This window comes from Patiriisocius sp. 208BN25-11 (assembly GCF_058147145.1).
Map to the genome: position 1 here is coordinate 52,745 of NZ_JBYVJY010000007.1, position 14,174 is coordinate 66,918.

The following is a 14,174-nucleotide window of genomic DNA, read 5'->3' on the forward strand; positions in this document are numbered from 1 at the left end:
ACAAGTTTCATCGTATGTCAGCAACCCTAAAAAACCCTTTTAAGAATACAAAACTAAAAGCCTTTTTTGTCTTTTTGTTTTTGGCTTCAGTATTTTGGGTGCTGACCAAGTTTTCAAAGCAAGATGTCGCTTTTGTGGCGGCAACTATTTCTTACACGAATATTCCAGATGGGACAATGCTTTCAAAGGATAATCCTAAAGAGGTATCTTTTAATCTTGTAGCGACTCGTTTTGAGTTTTTGAATTATGCTATTAAAAAACCAACGGTAAGTATTGATGTTGCAGCTTTTCAAGATGAAGGTGCTCAAAAAGTAACCATAGATGCCGCGGCATTAGAAAAATTGATTTTAAATCAAGTGGTGAGTGATGGACGTATTACACAATTGTCATTGCAGGAAATTGTGGTTACACTTGAGCGTTTAAATTTTAAGAAAGTGCCCGTACGCCCCAATGTATCAGTTACCTATGATATGGGGTTTGATGCTTTAGGTGCAATGATAGTGAAGCCAGATTCAGTAACAATAACAGGCGCTAAGATGGTGTTGGATACCTTACATTTTGTAGAAACAGCAAGTATAGTGATGAAGGATATTTCCGAAGCCATTACACAAAATGTTGCTATTAAAGCTTGGTCTGATACTACTGTGACCGTATCACCAGCAATGGTTGAGGTGCATCAAAATGTAGCAGAGTATTCACAAAAAATTGTCATGGTGCCAATTACAATGATTAATCAGCCTCTAGAAGGAAGTTTTAAATTATTGCCGGCAACTGTAAAAGTGGCTTTTAATGTCCCGATTGAAAAATTTAAAGATGTCTCTGCAAATGACTTTAAGATTGTATGCGATTATAGATCTAGAAATCAAGAAGACAATTTTATGATACCTGTTATCAAGGAGCAACCTGAGCATATTACTGGGATAGAAATGGAAACCAAAAAAATTGATTTATTATTTTTTAAATGAAAATTATAGGACTTACCGGAGGCATTGGTAGTGGGAAATCCACTATTGCTGCTATGTTTCAAGAGTTGGGCATTCCAATATATATTGCAGATATTGAGGCTAAAAAAATGTTGGTTTCTTCTAAAATTGTAAAACGTAGAGTGATTGCATTATTGGGAGAAGAAGCCTATGATCAAGGTACTCCTAATAAAGCATTTATTGCGAATAAAATTTTCAATGATCCTGCATTATTAGAAGGGATGAATGCGATTATTCATCCTAAGGTTGCTTCGCATTTTAAACGATGGGTAAAAAAGAAAGACGCGTCTTATTGTATTAAAGAAGCTGCCATTTTGTTTGAAAATGATGGATACAAGCAATGCGATGCTACTATTTTGGTGACAGCCCCAAAAGAAATTAGGCTGGAAAGAGTGATGCAAAGAGACGGTGTTACAGAGGAAGCTGTTGCAAACCGAATGCGAAATCAATGGGATGACGAAAAGAAAATTTCATTGGCAACCTATGTGATTGAAAACACAGACTTAAAATCTACAAAAAAGCAGGTTGAAAAATTGCATAAAGAACTTCAAAAGGCTTGTGTCTAAAAAGGCTAATCTTATTCTGTTAACATTTGGTTAAACACAAGATGCACTAAATGTTAAAATCTTACTTTTGAGAGATGGACAAAAAGCTCTTTGGCTTATTGGTTGCGTTGATGGCACTTTCTCTTTTAGGGATTATTTTCGTGCAATGGTATTGGATTTCAAACTCTTATGATAACAAGGAAACTCAATTTGTTTCTAATGTAAGACAAGTACTTGTAAATACGGCAGAAGAGATAGAGTTACAGGAAATTGAAAAGTACTATGATATTTATAGTAATTTTTTATCTGAAGCAGGAACTCCAGAGAGTATCAGTATTAGTGAGTTGATTTATAAAATTAACAGCGACAAATCGAACGATTCTTTTATATTTTCTGACGGGATTTTAGAAGAAGATTACAAGCTGTCAACTAGCTTTTTAGATACAGAAATAGATAGCATTGTTTTTAAAAAAGTAACAAGCAAAACCAAAACTCAAAAAGTTTTAGAAAATGTTGATGGCTCTGGTGAGCAAATTGTAAAGACAGAGTCTTTTGCGAGACTAAAGGATTATGAACGTAAGCAGTTTGAAAATGCCTTTGGTAATATTTCTGCAAACACTCCGCTGCATAGAAGAGTGACTGCTACCGAAATAGAAGAGAGTATTTCAAGACAATTACGGGAAAGAGGAATTAAATCTAGATTTCAATTTGCAGTGTACAGCAATAATTTGGCAACAAAAGTGCGCTCCAAAAAATTTGATATTTCTCCAGAAACAACATTTAGAGTACCGCTCTTTGAAAACAATGATGTGAATGATGGTTACCAGCTTTACGTAAATTTTTACGAACAAGAGCGTGATGTTTGGTCTACTATTCTAGGAATGTCTGTATTATCATTAGCTTTTACGAGTGTTATTTTTATAGCTTTTTATAGTGCCTTAAGTCAGCTAATAAAGCAGCGTCAAATCGCACAGATAAAAAATGATTTTATCAATAACATGACGCATGAGTTTAAGACACCTATTGCTACTATCAATTTAGCGTTAGATGCACTTAAAAACCCTAAAGTAAAAGGGAATGAGGCTTTTTTTACCAAATACATTAAAATGATTCGTGATGAAAATGGTAGAATGCTTGGGCAGGTAGAAGATGTGCTTCGTATTTCAAGACTTGAAAAAAATGAGCTTGATTTACCTAAAGAGCATTGTAATTTACATCATATTATTGAAGACTCTATATCACATATTAGTCTTATAGTTGAAGATAACGGAGGCTATATAAAAGGGCATTTTGGAGCGTTAAAAGATGATGTCTATGTAAATGATTCGCATCTTACAAATGTGATTGTTAATATTTTAGACAATGCAGTGAAGTATTCAGAAGGTTCGCCAAAGATTAATATCTATACAGAGAATGTAAAAGATACCATTGTATTAAAAATACAAGATCAAGGAATTGGAATGAGTAAAGCATCTCAAAAGAAAATTTTTGAAAAGTTTTACCGTGTATCTACAGGAGATATACACAACGTAAAAGGCCATGGTCTTGGATTGTCATACGTTAAAAAAATACTTGATGATCACGATGCTAAAATTAGTGTTGAAAGTGAACAAGGGAAAGGAAGTACATTTATAATTAAATTACACTTAATATCTTAATATATGGAAACAGAAAATAAAAAAATATTGCTAGTAGAGGACGATCCAAACTTTGGGACAGTCCTTAAAGATTACCTTACCATGAATGACTATAATGTGATTCATGCAAAAAATGGTATGGAAGGTTTTGAAAAATTTAAAAAAGACGATTACGATCTATGTATTTTAGATGTCATGATGCCATACAAAGATGGGTTTACATTGGCAAAAGAAATACGCGAAAAAAATGAAGATGTGCCTATCATTTTCTTGACTGCTAAGGCAATGAAAGAAGATGTGTTAAAAGGATACAAAGTAGGAGCAGACGACTACTTAAACAAGCCATTTGATAGTGAAGTACTCTTAATGAAAATAAAAGCAATCATACAGCGTAAAGCCACAGATTCTATAGCAGACAGCAAGCAGTTTGAGTTTCAAATTGGAAATTTCTTTTTAAACTCTAAACTACGTTTTCTTACATTTAACAATGGAGATCCTGTAAAGCTTTCTCCAAAAGAAAATGAGTTATTGCGTCTCCTTGCTTTGCACAAAAATGATTTAATGCCAAGAGAATTGGCACTTACCAAAATCTGGAGAGATGACAATTATTTTACCTCTAGAAGTATGGATGTCTACATTGCAAAATTGCGTAAGTACCTGAATAAAGAAGATGATGTAGAGATAATCAATATTCATGGTGAAGGTTTCCGCTTGGTTGTAAAAAGCGAAGTAGAAAACTAAATAGGATATTTTTAAGTGTGATAAACGCCCTATTTACAGGGCGTTTTTTTCTTTTATAGCAGCAATGATTTCTTGATAAGGAGTCGTGTAGTCAAACCATTGTATCTGTTCGTTTTTTCGAAACCAAGTACCTTGACGTTTTGCAAAACGACGGGTGTTTTTTTTAATTTCTTCTATGGCTTGCTCTAGCGTAAACGTATCTTCCATATATTGAAACAATTCTCTGTAGGCAACCGTTTGAAGCGCGTTTAAAGCTCTGTTAGGGTATAGGTTTTTTACTTCATCTAACAAACCAAGTTCCATCATGATGTCGACTCTTTTATTAATACGGTCGTACATAATAGGCCTCTCTGCAGTGAGTCCTACATAACAAGTGTCAAAATTTCTTTGTGCTGCTTTAGCTGTTAGAAAAGAGGAATACGGTTTTCCTGTTCCTCTGTAAATTTCTAGTGCTCGAATAACTCTTCTGGGGTTTTCTATGTCCATGTTGTTGTAGTGCACAGGATCTACTTTTTGTAGTTCTTGTTGTAAGGTTTCAATACCTTCGTGGTCTAGCTTTTTATTGAGTGCTATTCGTATTTCTTCTGAAATGTTAGGAAATTGATCTAATCCTTTAACAACGGCATCTACATACAGACCAGATCCTCCTACCAAGATGGCGATAGGTCGCTTTGTAAATATATATTCTAATTTTTGTAGTGCTTCTCGTTCAAAATCACCAACGGTATAGGTGTCAAAAATACTTTTATGTTGAATGCAATGATGCGTTGCAGCAGCAAGTTCTTCTCTAGAGGGGACCGCAGTACCTATTTCCATTTCTTTATAAAACTGACGAGAATCTGCCGAAATAATTTCGGTGTCAAAGGCATTTGCAAGTGCAATGCTAAGTGCTGTTTTGCCTATGGCAGTAGCACCAACAACACAAATAAGAAGTGGTTTTTTTGACATGTTATTCTGAAACGTCTATTTCTAAAGAGGTTCCACATTTGTGGCAAAATTCGGAGTCGTCCCGATGGTTTTTTGCATTACAATTGATACAAGACTGTGTGTTTACATGGATGTAATCGGGATCATCAAGCTTAGGCTTTTTGTTACTAGCATATTCTGCACTTACAATTCCGGTAGGTACTGCAATGATGCCATACCCCATAATCATGATGACTGCTGCAATAAATTGCCCCATCGGAGTAACGGGGGCTATATCACCAAAGCCTACTGTGGTCAGTGTTACAATACACCAATAAACACTTACTGGGATACTTACAAAACCACTTTCTTCTCCTTCTATAAGGTACATTAACGTACCAGCAATAATAGAGAGAATAAGTACTGCAAATAAAAACACCAATATCTTAGGCCTACTATCTCGGAGCGCTTTGTTTAGCTTGTTTGCTTCTCCTAGGTAACGTGTAATTTTTAGAATTCTAAAGACACGTAAAAGTCGTAAAGCTCTTACTGCAAGAAGGGCATTGGTTCCTGCTAAAATAAAAGATAAGTACAACGGAATTGTAGAAAGAAAGTCAATAATACCATAAAAACTAAAGATGTATTTAGAGGGCTTTTTTACAGTAATAATTCTCAAAATATACTCAACAGTAAAAAAGATAGTAATGATCCATTCTCCATAATACAGAAGGTCGTGATATTTGTTATCGATAGAAGCAACACTTTCGAGCATTACTAGAATGACACTTACCACAATAAGGATAAGCAATACCACATCAAACAGTTTTCCCATAGGGGTATCTGCTTCAGTAATAATTGTGTGTAGTTTACTACGTAGACTTGATTTAGAACTGCTCAATATCTTGGTTTTTGCTTTCTAAAAGTACAGCAATTTCTATAAACTTTTAGAATTTGCATCTAGTTTTATCGTTTTAATCACCTTTCGTTTCCTTAAATAGGATTGTAAAATATGCTGAGCATCTCTGTTATTTTCCATTGGTCGAATGATAGACTTTAAAATCTCAGGCTTTGTGATTTGGTGGTTTAAACTATAAAACCCAAAACCTTTATAAATTCCATGTTCAATTAAAATTACAGAGCGTTCATCATGGTTCCGGCCTTTATCAATCACCAGCATGTGTTGATTTTCATAACTATTATCTTTTAAGAATTGGGTTACTTTTTTATTGTAACTCTCAGGACTTTCTTTCTGAATACAAGCGCCTTGACATTCTTTAATGCCGTACCCAAAACAAGCATTGTTTATTTTTTGTAAACCTGTTAGTTTTTCGCAAAGCGCATAGGCACCAGAGATTCTCTCTAAGGTGCTCTTCGCTGCATTGAAATTACTAAAAGTTGTGATTGCTTTTTTGCGAGCATCTGCTTTTTCAATACGTAGGTTGATATATCCATTATCATCCACAAAAGACACAAGTTGGCTCAAGTACTTTCTTTTGCGAAGAGCTCTATTGTAAATGGGTTTTAGATTTTTAATATCCTCACTTTCCTTCAGCAACGCAATCAATTCGCTGCCAGTTTTTTCATACGTTACGGCGCTGACTTCCTTTTGTATTTTTTTTGATTTTCTATTATCGTTGGTAAAGTGCTGCGTCAACCTTTTTTGTATGTTCTTGCTCTTACCTATGTAAATTATTTTACCATCTTCTCGATGCATATAATACACTCCTGTAGCTGTTGGAGCAGCTTTAATAAGGTTGAGTAATTTTTTGTCTACCTGTCTTTTTGGATCCTTTTTTACAAACTGTTGCACAATTTCCTTTTTACTGTCCTTGAGTAGGAGTAGTTTAAAAAGCTCTACCGTTGCTAGGGCATCGCCTTGTGCACGGTGTCTATCTGTAATAGGTATTCCTAAAGAGCGCACTAGTTTTCCAAGACTATACGAAGCCATGTCAGGCAATAATTGTTGTGCGAGTTCTACAGTACAGAGATTTTCTTTATCGAAGTTATATCCAAGTCTGTCAAATTCTGTGGTGAGAATTCTATTGTCAAATTGGGCATTATGAGCTACTATAATAGCGCCTTCGGTAATTTCTATAATACGTTTTGCAACCTCATAAAACTTTGGAGCATTGCGTAGCATTTCATTATTAATACCAGTAAGGTTTACAACAAAGGGTTGTATTGGGCGCTCTGGATTTACCAAGCTCGCAAATTGATCTACAATTTTGTCACCGTCAAAGCGGTAGATAGCAATTTCGGTAATGCCCTCTTCATTGTATTTCCCACCAGTGGTTTCTATGTCTAAAATTGCGTATTCCAATATACTATTTAGTTATAATTTCTATGCCCAAAAATAGAACTTCCAATGCGTACCATGTTACTTCCTTGTGAGATGGCAAGTTCGTAATCTCCACTCATTCCCATACTTATAACAGTGAGTTTAGGATAGTGTTCTTTTAGTGTTGCAAAGACAGTTTTTAGTGTTGCAAATTCTGTTTCAATTTGAGCTGTGTCTTCTGTAAAGGTAGCCATTCCCATGAGCCCTACAATTTTTACGTGGGGCAATGTTTCTAAAATTTCCGAAGCTAATAAAGCAACCATATCTTCTTCATTCATCCCAAATTTACTGTCTTCTGCAGCAATTTTTAGTTGTAACAAGCACTTAATACTTCTGTTATGTTTGGCGGCTTGTTTGTTGAGCTCTTTTAGTAATTTCAAACTATCAACGGCATGCACTAAATCCACAAAAGGCGCCATGTATTTCACCTTATTGGTTTGTACATGACCAATCATGTGCCATTCAATGTCTTTGGGCATTTCCTCCCATTTAGCAGCCATTTCCTGAATTTTATTTTCGCCAAAAATGCGTTGTCCAGCATTGTAGGCTTCCATTAAATCTGCTACAGGCTTGGTTTTTGAAACCGCTACAAGTGTCACATCTTCGGGTAATGCTGCCTTGTATTTTTGAATGTTTTCTGAAATACTCATATCAAATGCTAAAACTCGTAAATGGTAATCCCGCTTCTAAGTTTGGGTTCTATGTAGGTGCTCTTTGGAGGCATTTTTAAACCTTCATCTGCAATTTGTTTCATTTCTTCTGTGGTAACAGGAAGCATCCCAAATCCAACTACAAAGTCTTGTGTATCTACAGCAGTTTTCACAAAAGCCATATCTTTTTTTCCATCTGCATACTCTATACGAGTATCGTTACGCACATCTTTGATGCCTAAAATTGGATCTAACACTAACTTAAATAAGATATGAGTGTCTAATGCATCGAGCGCATTATTTATTTTGTAATAATCTTTTCTAAGGTATAGCGAGTAAAAATCACCATCTAAATACATGCTAAAATGATGTTTTTTTGAGGGCTTGTAAAAGTTTTGCCCTCTATTTTCAATGCGAAACCACTCATCTAATTGGATCAAAAACTCATCTTTGCTAAGTCCGTTTAAATCTTTAATAAGTCTGTTAAACTCGTAAATCTTTAAATCACTTTCAGGAATTAGATAGCTCATAAAATAATTATAAGCTTCATCTCCTACGTGTTGTTCGTTTTCTTTTTGAAGTTTTTTCGACAATAAAAAAGATGATGAACTTCGGTGATGCCCATCTGCAATGTAGATGTTGGGCATGCTCTTAAAGGCTTCGGAAATTTTAGAAATCAAATCACTTTCGTTGACCGGCCAAAGGTAGTGGGTATCTTTGTAGGTCGTAGTAAATTCATACTCAGCTCGGCGTTGCATTACCGTATGGATCAAGCTATCTAAGCCCTCGTGATCGGGATAGGTGAGGAGTACAGGCTCCGCGTTAAAACCTACAGTCTTAAGATACTTAACAAAAGTTTTTTCTTTAAACTCTAAGGTGTCTTCGTGTTTTTTAATACGATCATTTTCGTAGTCTTCTGTGCTAGCAGCTGCAATAATGCCATTAAACTCATGCCCATCTCTATTTACAATTTTATACACGTAAAAAGAGGGTGTTTCTTCTTGCATGAAAATACCATCTTCTTTAAATTCTTGGTATCTATTTCGTACTAGCTTGTACCTTTTTTTACCATTGGTCACCTGTGAGTATTTATACCCGGGGTTTACAATATGTAAAAACGAAAAAGGATTATCTCGTAAGCGAGCTTCTCGTTGTTCTGGCGTATAGGTATCATAAGACCTTGCCGCAATAAGACTAACCTTATCTCGGGTGGGACGTACTGCTTTAAAAGGAATTATTTTTGCCATTTTTTGGTCTTTGGTCTTTGGTCTTTGGTCGTTTTAAAATGTATCTAACGTCTAAAGACCAACGACTAACGTCTTCTCTAGACAAACATCTTCGCTACATCAACAGCTTTTCTGTTTTCGCTGTAATCATAAAAACCTTCTCCGCTTTTTGCACCTAATTTTCCTGCCATTACCATGTTTACTAGTAAGGGGCAAGGAGCATATTTAGGATTTTTAAAGCCGTCATACATTACATTTAAAATAGACAGACAAACATCCAATCCAATAAAGTCTGCTAGGGCTAATGGTCCCATTGGGTGTGCCATCCCTAACATCATAACGGTATCAATTTCTTTTACGCCAGCAACACCGTTGTACAATGTCTCTATGGCTTCGTTAATCATTGGCATTAAAATACGATTGGCAACAAATCCAGGGTAATCGTTCACTTCTACAGGAACTTTTCCTAAGTTTTTTGAAATGTCTTCGATTGTTTTATAGGTTTCATCACTTGTGCTGTATCCTTTAATGATCTCTACCAATTTCATGATAGGCACAGGATTCATAAAGTGCATTCCAATCACCATTTCTGGTCTAGAAGTTACTGCAGCAATTTGCGTGATAGAAATCGAAGAAGTGTTACTAGCTAGAATAGTGTCGTCTGGACAAAATGCTTCAAGATCTCTAAATATTTTTAGTTTAAGCTCTAAGTTTTCTGTAGCTGCTTCAACTACCAAACTTGCATACTCAACACCTGTTTTTAGATCTGTGAATGTTGTGATGTTATTCAACGTTCGTTCTTTGTCAGCCTCCGTAATTCTTTCTTTGGCTACCATTCTGTCAAGATTCTTGGCAATGGTTGCCATACCACGATCTAAAGATGCTTGCGAAACATCAATTAATTGAACTTTATAATCTTTTTGTGCAAAAGTGTGGGCGATTCCATTTCCCATGGTTCCTGCTCCAATTACAGCTACGTTTTTCATTGAAAAATTTATTTTTCATTTCCGCAAAGGCGGAAATCTATTCTACTTGGTTATTTAAATTTAGTTATAATAGTAGGTTTCGTCCCGACACTTCGCGGGCAACCTGACAAAAACTATAATGACTTAAAATTATCTATAATAAGCATTGCAACTCTTAGTGCTTCTGCTCCTTGTGTTAAAGAAACTTCTGGTGTTTTATCAGCTGCAATAGCATCTGCAAAACTATTAAGTTCGTCTAGAATAGCATTGTTTGGTGCTACTTCTGGATTGTCAAAATAGATTTGTTTTTTTACGCCTTCTGCATTGGTCAAGACCATGGCAAAATCGTCTGGATTTTTTGGTGCGTCTTTCATTTTTACCACCTCACATTTTTTCTCTAAGAAATCGACAGAGATGTAGGCGTCTTTCTGGAAAAATCGTGCTTTACGCATTGTTTTCATAGAAATACGACTGGCGGTTAAATTGGCAACACATCCGTTTTCAAACTCAATACGTGCATTGGCAATGTCTGGTGTTTCGCTAATTACAGTTACGCCGCTTGCATGTACTTTTTTAACATCACTTTTTACGACACTTAAAATTGCATCTATATCATGAATCATTAAATCGAGTACTACAGAAACATCGGTGCCACGAGGATTGAATTCTGCCAACCTGTGCGCTTCAATAAACATAGGCTTGTCGATCATTTCTTTTACAGCCATAAAAGCCGGATTAAAACGTTCTACCTGTCCCACTTGTCCGCGAACTCCATTTTTCTTTGCCAAATCACGAATCGCATCTGCTTCGGCTACGGTATGCGTGATGGGTTTTTCAATAAAGAGATGTTTACCGGCATTGAGTACTTTCTCAGCACAATCGTAATGATAAATTGTTGGGGTTACCACATCTACCATATCACAAGCTTCAATCAGCGCTTCCATGGTAGGAAAACTTTTGTAACCAAACTCTTGCTCAATGGCTTTTGCTGCTTCTTGATTGGCATCAAAAAAACCAACCAATTCATATTTGGTTGATTGTTTGAGCAACTTTAAATGTATTTTTCCTAAGTGTCCAGCACCTAGCACTCCTGCTTTTAACATGGGCGGTGTTTTTTATAATTTAGATAAAACGATGTTTTTATGTGTATTCAGTGCTCAGTTTCAGTTTGCAGTTTTATTTTTGATATCCTGAAATCTGGTAACTGATACTGCTTACTTTTTTTCAATTTATTAAAAATAGGTCGAATGTATCTTGTATTGAAAATATAGTATTAAACTGTATTAATTCATAGGTACAAATGTAACGGTTTGAGAGGAAGATTAAAAGAAGAACCAAGGCGACTTTTTAGGAATCTAACACCGTAGGTAACCCTCTAGAATTTCCGAGGTAATTATAACAGCTCATCTTTGGTCTTCTGCAACGCTTTTATTTTGTCTCGAAGTTTTGCAGCCATCATAAAGTCTAGCTCTTTTGCAGCTTTTTCCATGGCCTTTCTCGTGTCTCTAATTTTCTTTTCAAGCTGTGCTTTAGTGAGGTATTCTCCTTCTGGTTCTGCTGCTGCAAGGGAGTCGGCGTTTTCAAAACTATAGGCTTCTTGTTTCGATTTTGTAAGCGCGTTTTCAAAACTCTTTTTGATAGCGGTAGGAGTAATGCCATTTTCTTTGTTGTAGGCTATTTGTTTGCTTCTTCTATATTCTGTAGCATCAATGGTTTTTTGCATGCTTTTTGTAATTTTATCTGCATACATAATAGCCTTCCCGTTTAGATTACGTGCTGCGCGACCTACGGTTTGTGTAAGTGATCGAGCGCTGCGTAAAAAACCTTCTTTGTCGGCATCTAGAATAGCTACCAAAGAAACTTCGGGTAAATCGAGACCCTCACGAAGTAAATTAACACCTACTAAAACATCAAACAATCCCAATCGTAAATCTTGCATGATCTCTACACGCTCCAAAGTATCTACATCACTATGAATATAGCGACAACGAATGTTTACACGCGCCATATATTTGGTGAGTTCTTCGGCCATACGTTTGGTTAAGGTGGTTACCAAAACACGTTCGTCTAACTCGACTCGTTTTTGAATCTCTTCTAATAAATCGTCTATTTGATTTAAACTTGGACGTACTTCTATTGGAGGGTCTAAAAGTCCGGTGGGTCTAATGATTTGTTCTACATACACACCGCCTGTTTTTTCTAGTTCATAATCTGCTGGAGTTGCACTCACGTATATGACCTGATTCTGCATGGCTTCAAACTCTTCAAACTTTAGGGGTCTGTTATCCATGGCAGCAGGAAGTCTAAAGCCATATTCTACCAAATTTTCTTTACGAGATCTGTCTCCACCGTACATGGCACCTACTTGTGGAATACTCACATGACTTTCATCCACTACCATTAAAAAATCGTCTGGAAAAAAGTCTAGTAAACAGAAAGGGCGTGTTCCAGGTAGGCGTCCGTCGAGATACCTTGAATAATTCTCAATACCACTACAATAGCCTAATTCTCGAATCATTTCTAAGTCAAAGTTGGTACGCTCATCGAGTCGTTTTGCTTCGAGATGCTTTCCAATTTCTTTAAAATAGTCTACCTGTTTTACCAAATCGTCTTGAATGTCTTTGATGGCATTTTGAAGAACGTCTGGCGAGGTCACAAACATATTTGCTGGGTAGATATTAAGACGTTCATAGGTTTCAATAATATCATTATTTAACGGATTGAAAGCCTCAATTTCTTCAATTTCATCTCCAAAAAAGTGAATTCTAAAAGCATTGTCTGCATACCCTGGGAATACATCTACGGTGTCGCCTTTGATGCGAAACTGTCCGTGATTAAAATCGGCTTCTGTTCTAGAATACAAACCCTGGACTAATTGATGTAGGAGTTTTGTTCTTGAAATAATCTGTCCTTTTTCTAGGGAGATGACGTTTTTCTGAAATTCTACAGGGTTTCCAATACCATAGAGGCATGAAACCGAGGCAACCACAATCACATCACGTCTTCCCGAAAGGAGGGAAGAGGTCGTACTCAAACGCATGACCTCAATTTCTTCGTTGATAGAAAGATCTTTTTCTATATAAACGCCGCTTGTGGGGATAAATGCTTCTGGTTGGTAATAGTCGTAGTATGAAACAAAATACTCTACTGCATTGTTTGGGAAAAACTGTTTAAACTCTGTATATAATTGTGCCGCTAAGGTTTTGTTGTGCGCGAGAATAAGGGTTGGCTTTTCAACCTCTTGAATGACGTTGGCAACCGTAAATGTTTTTCCACTACCCGTAACTCCTAAAAGGGTCTGGTATTGCTCATTGGAGTGAATGCCTTCTACTAAAGATTTTATAGCGGCTGGTTGGTCTCCTGTGGGTGTAAAGTCTGAAACAATGTTGAATTTCATATCTCTCAAAAATAGCCAATTTGACCACAGGATACTCTTAAAGTAACCTCAAAAATTTCGAGTGAGGGAATTTCAGATTAATACAATCTATAGAATAGTTTAAAACCAAGTGCAACGCTTAGCCCAGTAGTTGCTCCTTCATAGCGAAAAAATGGGTCTGTGAACCAATCATCATCATCAAAAAAGTTACCACCTCCATCTACAGGGTTCTGAATGTTTGAAAAGCTGTTGTCTCTCACACGAAAGCCTACTCCACCATATATATTCATGCCCATTTTACTTTCACGTCCAAAAGGAATAAAGGCTCCAAACTTTAGATGGCTTCCATATTTTTGTCTGTTGATGTCTGCTTGACTATAACGTACCTGTTCATTGGTATCAATTACTTGGTAGTAGTCATTTAAAATGGTTTCATTGTGGTTGATGTAGAATACCTCTAATCCAATATGCATTTGCACAGGTTTCGTTGGGTTTAAAATATAGTATACTTCTGGTCTTATTTCAAACAACGAATAGTCTTGTCTGTCTGTACTTATAAAATCTTCGAGACCTCTATATGTAATTGCATCTGAGCCATACCCAACATCTAAACTCGCTCTAATTTTTTCATTAAAACTATGTACATACCCAAAACGATATCTCGGCATATCAAAATTAATTGGAGATAAAATATTGAAGGTGATGTACCCAGCGTTTGCAAATAAATAATCTTCTTTATCATTTTCTTGACTAAAGGCCGAAGTGCTTAGCATTGCAATAACGGTTAGGAATAGGAGCTTTTTCATA

The 14,174-nt window shown here is 36.1% G+C and carries 13 protein-coding genes; 4 read left to right on the forward strand and 9 right to left on the reverse strand.

What is annotated here, in order from left to right:
- Positions 1-14: 14 nt before the first annotated feature.
- The 4 genes from ACY2RS_RS09785 to ACY2RS_RS09800 all read left to right on the forward strand — a co-directional run bounded on the left by ACY2RS_RS09785 (position 15) and on the right by ACY2RS_RS09800 (position 3,906).
- Entirely contained in the window at positions 15-965 is a 951-nt protein-coding gene (locus ACY2RS_RS09785; protein ID WP_490098470.1) for a CdaR family protein, read from the forward strand.
- Positions 962-1,549 (forward strand): dephospho-CoA kinase, encoded by a 588-nt coding sequence (coaE, locus tag ACY2RS_RS09790; RefSeq protein WP_490098471.1) that lies wholly within the window; start codon positions 962-964, stop codon positions 1,547-1,549. Before ACY2RS_RS09785 ends, coaE begins: the two co-directional genes overlap by 4 nt.
- Positions 1,550-1,623: 74 nt before the next feature.
- A complete protein-coding gene (locus ACY2RS_RS09795) occupies positions 1,624-3,186 on the forward strand; it encodes a sensor histidine kinase (protein ID WP_490098472.1) in 1,563 nt (520 codons plus the stop codon).
- A gap of 3 nt (positions 3,187-3,189) precedes the next feature.
- Entirely contained in the window at positions 3,190-3,906 is a 717-nt protein-coding gene (locus ACY2RS_RS09800; protein ID WP_490098473.1) for a response regulator transcription factor, read from the forward strand.
- 33 nt (positions 3,907-3,939) lie between these two features.
- Here the strand turns inward: ACY2RS_RS09800 and miaA are convergent, their stop codons facing one another.
- The 9 genes from miaA to ACY2RS_RS09845 all read right to left on the reverse strand — a co-directional run bounded on the left by miaA (position 3,940) and on the right by ACY2RS_RS09845 (position 14,173).
- The gene (miaA, locus tag ACY2RS_RS09805) at positions 3,940-4,854 is read right to left on the reverse strand and encodes a tRNA (adenosine(37)-N6)-dimethylallyltransferase MiaA (protein WP_490098474.1); all 915 of its coding nucleotides are present in this window, start codon (positions 4,852-4,854) and stop codon (positions 3,940-3,942) included.
- Between the two features lies 1 nt (position 4,855).
- Positions 4,856-5,644, reverse strand: a complete 789-nt coding sequence (locus tag ACY2RS_RS09810; protein WP_490098570.1) for an ion transporter — start codon at positions 5,642-5,644, stop codon at positions 4,856-4,858.
- A gap of 102 nt (positions 5,645-5,746) precedes the next feature.
- Positions 5,747-7,132, reverse strand: coding sequence for an exonuclease domain-containing protein (locus tag ACY2RS_RS09815; protein ID WP_490098475.1), 1,386 nt, complete (start codon positions 7,130-7,132; stop codon positions 5,747-5,749).
- A gap of 8 nt (positions 7,133-7,140) precedes the next feature.
- On the reverse strand, positions 7,141-7,800 hold the full coding sequence (locus tag ACY2RS_RS09820) for a YggS family pyridoxal phosphate-dependent enzyme (RefSeq protein WP_490098476.1): 660 nt from the start codon (positions 7,798-7,800) through the stop codon (positions 7,141-7,143).
- An 8-nt stretch (positions 7,801-7,808) separates the two neighbouring features.
- The gene (locus ACY2RS_RS09825; RefSeq protein ID WP_490098477.1) at positions 7,809-9,047 is read right to left on the reverse strand and encodes a DUF1015 domain-containing protein; all 1,239 of its coding nucleotides are present in this window, start codon (positions 9,045-9,047) and stop codon (positions 7,809-7,811) included.
- Positions 9,048-9,124: 77 nt separating this feature from the next.
- Positions 9,125-10,012, reverse strand: a complete 888-nt coding sequence (locus ACY2RS_RS09830; protein WP_490098478.1) for a 3-hydroxybutyryl-CoA dehydrogenase — start codon at positions 10,010-10,012, stop codon at positions 9,125-9,127.
- A 113-nt stretch (positions 10,013-10,125) separates the two neighbouring features.
- A complete protein-coding gene (locus ACY2RS_RS09835; RefSeq protein ID WP_490098479.1) occupies positions 10,126-11,094 on the reverse strand; it encodes a Gfo/Idh/MocA family protein in 969 nt (322 codons plus the stop codon).
- 290 nt (positions 11,095-11,384) lie between these two features.
- Entirely contained in the window at positions 11,385-13,388 is a 2,004-nt protein-coding gene (uvrB, locus tag ACY2RS_RS09840; protein WP_490098480.1) for an excinuclease ABC subunit UvrB, read from the reverse strand.
- Positions 13,389-13,465: 77 nt separating this feature from the next.
- Positions 13,466-14,173 (reverse strand): hypothetical protein, encoded by a 708-nt coding sequence (locus ACY2RS_RS09845; protein ID WP_490098481.1) that lies wholly within the window; start codon positions 14,171-14,173, stop codon positions 13,466-13,468.
- Between the last annotated feature and the right edge of the window lies 1 nt (position 14,174).

Coding starts and splice junctions, on each gene's coding strand:
- ACY2RS_RS09825 (WP_490098477.1), bottom strand. CDS start 9,047: ATGGCAAAAATAATTCCTTTTAAAGCAGTACGTCCCACCCGAGATAAG.
- ACY2RS_RS09835 (WP_490098479.1), bottom strand. CDS start 11,094: ATGTTAAAAGCAGGAGTGCTAGGTGCTGGACACTTAGGAAAAATACAT.
- coaE (WP_490098471.1), top strand. CDS start 962: ATGAAAATTATAGGACTTACCGGAGGCATTGGTAGTGGGAAATCCACT.
- ACY2RS_RS09830 (WP_490098478.1), bottom strand. CDS start 10,012: ATGAAAAACGTAGCTGTAATTGGAGCAGGAACCATGGGAAATGGAATC.
- miaA (WP_490098474.1), bottom strand. CDS start 4,854: ATGTCAAAAAAACCACTTCTTATTTGTGTTGTTGGTGCTACTGCCATA.
- ACY2RS_RS09800 (WP_490098473.1), top strand. CDS start 3,190: ATGGAAACAGAAAATAAAAAAATATTGCTAGTAGAGGACGATCCAAAC.
- ACY2RS_RS09810 (WP_490098570.1), bottom strand. CDS start 5,644: ATGGGAAAACTGTTTGATGTGGTATTGCTTATCCTTATTGTGGTAAGT.
- uvrB (WP_490098480.1), bottom strand. CDS start 13,388: ATGAAATTCAACATTGTTTCAGACTTTACACCCACAGGAGACCAACCA.
- ACY2RS_RS09785 (WP_490098470.1), top strand. CDS start 15: ATGTCAGCAACCCTAAAAAACCCTTTTAAGAATACAAAACTAAAAGCC.
- ACY2RS_RS09820 (WP_490098476.1), bottom strand. CDS start 7,800: ATGAGTATTTCAGAAAACATTCAAAAATACAAGGCAGCATTACCCGAA.
- ACY2RS_RS09795 (WP_490098472.1), top strand. CDS start 1,624: ATGGACAAAAAGCTCTTTGGCTTATTGGTTGCGTTGATGGCACTTTCT.
- ACY2RS_RS09845 (WP_490098481.1), bottom strand. CDS start 14,173: ATGAAAAAGCTCCTATTCCTAACCGTTATTGCAATGCTAAGCACTTCG.